The following is a 4,683-nucleotide window of genomic DNA, read 5'->3' as shown; positions in this document are numbered from 1 at the left end:
ATAGCGCGGCGGTCCCACCTGACCCCATGCCGAACTCAGCAGTGAAACGCCGTAGCGCCGATGGTAGTGTGGGGTCTCCCCATGCGAGAGTAGGACACTGCCAGGCTTTAATTTTTTGCGCCAACAGTGAGTTTGGGCAACTATTGCTGATATGGCTCAGTTGGTAGAGCACACCCTTGGTAAGGGTGAGGTCCCCAGTTCGAATCTGGGTATCAGCACCATGATAATGAATAAAGAATTTGTCTGGCGGCGATAGCGCGGTGGTCCCACCTGACCCCATGCCGAACTCAGCAGTGAAACGCCGTAGCGCCGATGGTAGTGTGGGGTCTCCCCATGTGAGAGTAGGGAACTGCCAGACTTTATTTTAAGACAAAAAGGCCACCCAGAGGGGTGGCCTTTTTGCGTTTAACAAAGAACTAACTTAGTTTTCCAACTGTTTTCCACGCCTATAGCTGATAAACTACTTATTAAATAGCTTTATTGAGTGTTGAGTGAATGCTTTCTCTTAAAGAGTTTAATACCTTTGGGTTATCAGCCTATGCTAAGCGTTTAGATATAGCTGAATCTGCCGAGTCCTTATTAGCTTTATGGCAGAAAGCCAAAAGCGAAAAACAACCTATATTACTGCTTGGTGGAGGTAGTAATGTCTTATTTACTGCAAATTTTGAAGGAACTGTGATTCTGAATAGAATTATGGGGATTCAACGGAGGGAGACAGATGAATCATGGCATTTACATGTAGGGGCGGGAGAAAATTGGCACGAATTAGTCTGCTATTCTCTTAAAAATCAAATCTATGGATTAGAGAATCTGGCTTTAATTCCTGGTTGCTCTGGCGCAGCACCAATTCAAAATATTGGTGCATATGGTATTGAATTTAGAGATGTGTGTGAATATGTAGATGTTCTTAATCTAGAAACTGGGGAACAAACGCGCCTTAGTGTTGGTGAATGTCAGTTTAGATATCGGGATAGTGTTTTCAAGCATAAATATAAAGCAAATCATTCTATTATTTCTGTAGGATTATTGTTGAAGAAGAATTGGCAGCCAATATTGAACTACGGTAATTTAACTAGGTTGTCGAAAGATAATGTAACTCCTCAGCAGATTTTTGATTCAGTATGTGCAATGCGTACCAGTAAATTGCCTGATCCTACAATAACAGGAAACGCGGGGAGTTTCTTCAAAAACCCAATTGTCAGTGCGGAAGTTGCGGCAAAAATCAAAGAAAATTACCCAGATAGTCCTCAATATCCTTACACAAATGGAATGTTTAAATTAGCGGCAGCTTGGCTCATTGAACGTTGTAATTTAAAAGGTTATCGCATTGGAGGTGCATCTGTGCATCTTAGACAAGCTCTAGTATTGATAAATCAGGAAGATGCTACAGGTAAGGATGTTGTTTTATTGGCTGCTTACATTCGTCGGCAAGTGATAAGTAAGTTTGGTATATTACTTGAACCTGAGGTTCGTTTTATTGGCTCTAAAGGCGAAATTGATGCTGTGGAATGTATTTCATGAAAGATATAACTGTGCCATTACAGTTGATTAAGATTTTGTCTGACGGTGAAGTTCATTCTGGTCAACAGCTGGGACAATATTTAGGGATGAGTAGGGCTGGAATTAATAAACATATACAGACAATTCGTGAATGGGGAATTGAGCTAGAAACAACTCCTGGCAAGGGTTATAGCCTTATGGCACCTATGCAGCTACTTGATGAGTCTACTATTCTACAATACTTACCTCAGGATCGTATAACTGTTTTGCCAGTTATTGATTCGACTAATCAGTATTTGTTTGAACGTTTATCTGAATTGAAATCAGGTGATGCTTGTGTTGCAGAGTACCAGTATGCTGGCAGAGGGCGGCGTGGAAGGAAATGGGTTTCGCCCTTTGGTAAAAATCTTTATTTATCTATGTATTGGCGCCTTGAACAAGGACCTGCTGCTGCAATTGGGTTGAGCTTGGTTGTTGGCATTGTTATTGCTGAAGTATTGCATCGAGTTGGCGCTGATAGAATTAGGGTAAAATGGCCAAATGATTTATATCTTGATGATAAGAAATTAGCGGGAATCTTAGTTGAACTAATAGGAAAGACTGGTGATGCTGCTCAGGTTGTAATAGGTGCGGGTATAAATATTTCTATGGGTCATAAGGACGAAGAACCTATTAATCAGCAATGGATTAATTTGTTGCAGGCAGGAATTCAAGTCGATCGTAATAAGTTGGCTGTAGAAATAATACTTGATCTAAGGAAAGCTCTAATTCAGTTTGAAAATGAAGGTTTGTCTTCATTTATTTCTCGGTGGTTTGAGTTAGATAATTTTATGGATAGGCCGGTGAAATTAATTATTGGTAGTCAGGAAGTGTATGGTGTAGCTAGGGGCATTAATCAGCAAGGTGCTTTGTTACTCGATCAGAATGGTGTCATAACACCATATATCGGCGGGGAGATTTCTTTACGAGGTTGTTAAAAATGACCGGAAGAGAAATGTCTTCCGGGTTAGGAGATTATCTTTACTTACGTAGCCTTACGCTTTCAATAGTGTGATTAGTACCTTTTGTCATGATTAGGCTTGCACGTTCTCGAGTTGGTAAAATATTTTGTCGCAAATTCAGTCCATTGATCTCTTGCCAGATATCAGATGCAGTATTTATGGCTTCTTCTTCTGATAGTTTGGAGTAACTGTGGAAATAAGAATCTGGATCGGAAAAGGCACCTTGGCGGAATTTTAAGAAACGACTGATATACCAACTTTTGAGTAATTTTTCTGGTGCATCGACGTAGATAGAAAAGTCGACAAAATCAGAAACAAATACATGGTGTGGATCATGGGGATAATCCATACCGCTTTGTAATACATTCAAACCCTCTAGAATTAAGATGTCTGGTTGTTTAATGAATTTTTGCTCATTTGGTACGATATCATAGGTAAGATGAGAGTAAACTGGTGCGGATACTTGTTTAGAGCCCGATTTAATATCAGATACAAATTTCACTAAGCTATGCATATCATATGATTGTGGGAACCCTTTCTTTTTCATCAGTCCACGTTCATTCAGCACGCTGTTAGAATGTAGAAAACCATCTGTAGTAATTAATTCTACACTTCTGTGTTCAGGCCAACGACTCAGCAGAGCTTGTAATAGACGTGCAGTAGTGCTTTTACCAACAGCGACACTGCCAGCAATTCCTATGACATAAGGGACTTTTTGTCCATCAGTACCTAGAAATTGTTCGAGTACTGCTTGACGACGTAAATTTGAACTAATATAAAAATTGAGCAAGCGAGATAAAGGAAGGTAAATCTCAACAACTTCTTCTAAAGAAATTTCTTCATTAATTCCTTTTAAATCAATTAATTCTTCTTTTGTTAATGTTAGTGGAACTGAATCACGTAAGGTTGCCCATTGTTCACGATTGAATTGCAAATATGGAGTAGCCAAAAAAGGTTCTTTTTTATTCATAAACCAACATCTGCCTGTTTGTGCAGGTTTGACAAGCTGCAATAAACAACCTGTACCCGACAAAAAATAAATTGCATGATATCGACTGATGAGCGGCAGGCGTAGGCTTTTTTATATTTTTAGGGGTTTTTTTGTAAGAAATGCAGAATTGTAAAAAATTGAGTTGTTTTACTTAATGTTAGCTTCAGCTGTTTGCTTATCATGATGAAAATTTAAATGATTCAAGATGAGGTGGCCTATCAAGTTTTATCGAGCACTTGTGATCGGTTCCTTAGCTGGCAGGTAATTGTGCGTTTATTTTTCAAGCTAAATCTATTGAAAAAAACAGCTGATCGAATGAAAGTGAGTGCTTTGTAACCGAATGATCAAGGAAAGCAATTTTTTTGTTGCATAGAGCGTTCACACTGCCTAAAATGCGCAGCACTTGATGCCGGCATAGCTCAGTTGGTAGAGCAACTGACTTGTAATCAGTAGGTCCCGAGTTCGATTCTTGGTGCCGGCACCATTAAAAATTTGGAAAGGTGGGGTTCCCGAGCGGCCAAAGGGAGCAGACTGTAAATCTGCCGTCACAGACTTCGAAGGTTCGAATCCTTCCCCCACCACCAAAAAATCAGATTTAATCTTGATATTCTTTTGGTACTTAACTGGAAGCAAAGTATATTGAGATCAACATACAGCTGATTAAAGTTAGGTAGCCGAGTTCAATGCGGGCATCGTATAATGGCTATTACCTCAGCCTTCCAAGCTGATGATGCGGGTTCGATTCCCGCTGCCCGCTCCAAGATGTGCTGATATAGCTCAGTTGGTAGAGCACACCCTTGGTAAGGGTGAGGTCGGCAGTTCGAATCTGCCTATCAGCACCACTTCCCTAATGTCCTTGTCTCCCGATTTTATTCCTGTAAGCAATATTCAACGAGCAATTGCTTGGTTGATGTGGTGGAACCCCCCGATTCCGTGTCTTAGAGGGACAATCTAATGTCTAAAGAAAAGTTTGAGCGTACAAAACCGCACGTTAACGTTGGTACTATCGGCCACGTTGACCACGGTAAAACTACCCTGACTGCTGCTATCACTACTGTACTGGCTAAAACCTACGGTGGTAACGCTCGTGCATTCGACCAAATCGATAACGCACCAGAAGAAAAAGCGCGTGGTATCACCATCTCTACTTCTCACGTAGAATACGATACCCCAAGCCGCCACTATGCGCAT

4 protein-coding genes, 5 tRNA genes and 2 rRNA genes are annotated in these 4,683 nt (G+C 40.6%); 10 read left to right on the top strand and 1 reads right to left on the bottom strand.

Annotated features, from left to right (window positions below):
- From rrf (SLS51_RS22480) to birA, 5 genes are all read left to right on the top strand, one after another.
- A 5S ribosomal RNA gene (rrf, locus tag SLS51_RS22480) occupies positions 1-106 on the top strand; the annotation flags it as partial.
- A gap of 39 nt (positions 107-145) precedes the next feature.
- A tRNA-Thr gene (locus SLS51_RS22475) sits at positions 146-221 on the top strand.
- Between the two features lie 21 nt (positions 222-242).
- Positions 243-358: ribosomal RNA gene (rrf, locus tag SLS51_RS22470) — 5S ribosomal RNA — on the top strand.
- A gap of 137 nt (positions 359-495) precedes the next feature.
- Positions 496-1,521: a UDP-N-acetylmuramate dehydrogenase gene (gene murB / locus SLS51_RS22465; protein ID WP_323840732.1), complete on the top strand. Its 1,026-nt coding sequence runs from the start codon at positions 496-498 to the stop codon at positions 1,519-1,521.
- On the top strand, positions 1,518-2,477 hold the full coding sequence (birA, locus tag SLS51_RS22460) for a bifunctional biotin--[acetyl-CoA-carboxylase] ligase/biotin operon repressor BirA (protein WP_323840731.1): 960 nt from the start codon (positions 1,518-1,520) through the stop codon (positions 2,475-2,477). Before murB ends, birA begins: the two co-directional genes overlap by 4 nt.
- Positions 2,478-2,520: 43 nt before the next feature.
- Here birA and coaA read toward each other — a convergent pair whose 3' ends face one another.
- Positions 2,521-3,471 (bottom strand): type I pantothenate kinase, encoded by a 951-nt coding sequence (coaA, locus tag SLS51_RS22455; RefSeq protein WP_011148799.1) that lies wholly within the window; start codon positions 3,469-3,471, stop codon positions 2,521-2,523.
- Positions 3,472-3,900: 429 nt separating this feature from the next.
- On the opposite strand from coaA, the gene SLS51_RS22450 reads away from it, so the two are divergent.
- The 5 genes from SLS51_RS22450 to SLS51_RS22430 all read left to right on the top strand — a co-directional run.
- Positions 3,901-3,976: transfer RNA gene (locus SLS51_RS22450), tRNA-Thr, on the top strand.
- Positions 3,977-3,991: 15 nt separating this feature from the next.
- A tRNA-Tyr gene (locus SLS51_RS22445) sits at positions 3,992-4,076 on the top strand.
- A 101-nt stretch (positions 4,077-4,177) separates the two neighbouring features.
- A tRNA-Gly gene (locus SLS51_RS22440) sits at positions 4,178-4,252 on the top strand.
- 6 nt (positions 4,253-4,258) lie between these two features.
- Positions 4,259-4,334 (top strand) — tRNA-Thr (locus SLS51_RS22435).
- A 112-nt stretch (positions 4,335-4,446) separates the two neighbouring features.
- On the top strand, positions 4,447-4,683 hold a 237-nt coding region (locus SLS51_RS22430), incomplete at its 3' end, for a GTP-binding protein (RefSeq protein WP_323840730.1).

Source organism: Photorhabdus africana (assembly GCF_035181445.1).
In the GTDB taxonomy this organism is placed as follows: Bacteria; Pseudomonadota; Gammaproteobacteria; order Enterobacterales; family Enterobacteriaceae; genus Photorhabdus; species Photorhabdus laumondii.
The sequence above is the reverse complement of the archived record's forward strand: the minus strand, read 5'-3'. Positions and strand labels throughout refer to the sequence as shown.

Coding starts and splice junctions, on each gene's coding strand:
- murB (WP_323840732.1), top strand. CDS start 496: ATGCTTTCTCTTAAAGAGTTTAATACCTTTGGGTTATCAGCCTATGCT.
- birA (WP_323840731.1), top strand. CDS start 1,518: ATGAAAGATATAACTGTGCCATTACAGTTGATTAAGATTTTGTCTGAC.
- coaA (WP_011148799.1), bottom strand. CDS start 3,471: ATGAATAAAAAAGAACCTTTTTTGGCTACTCCATATTTGCAATTCAAT.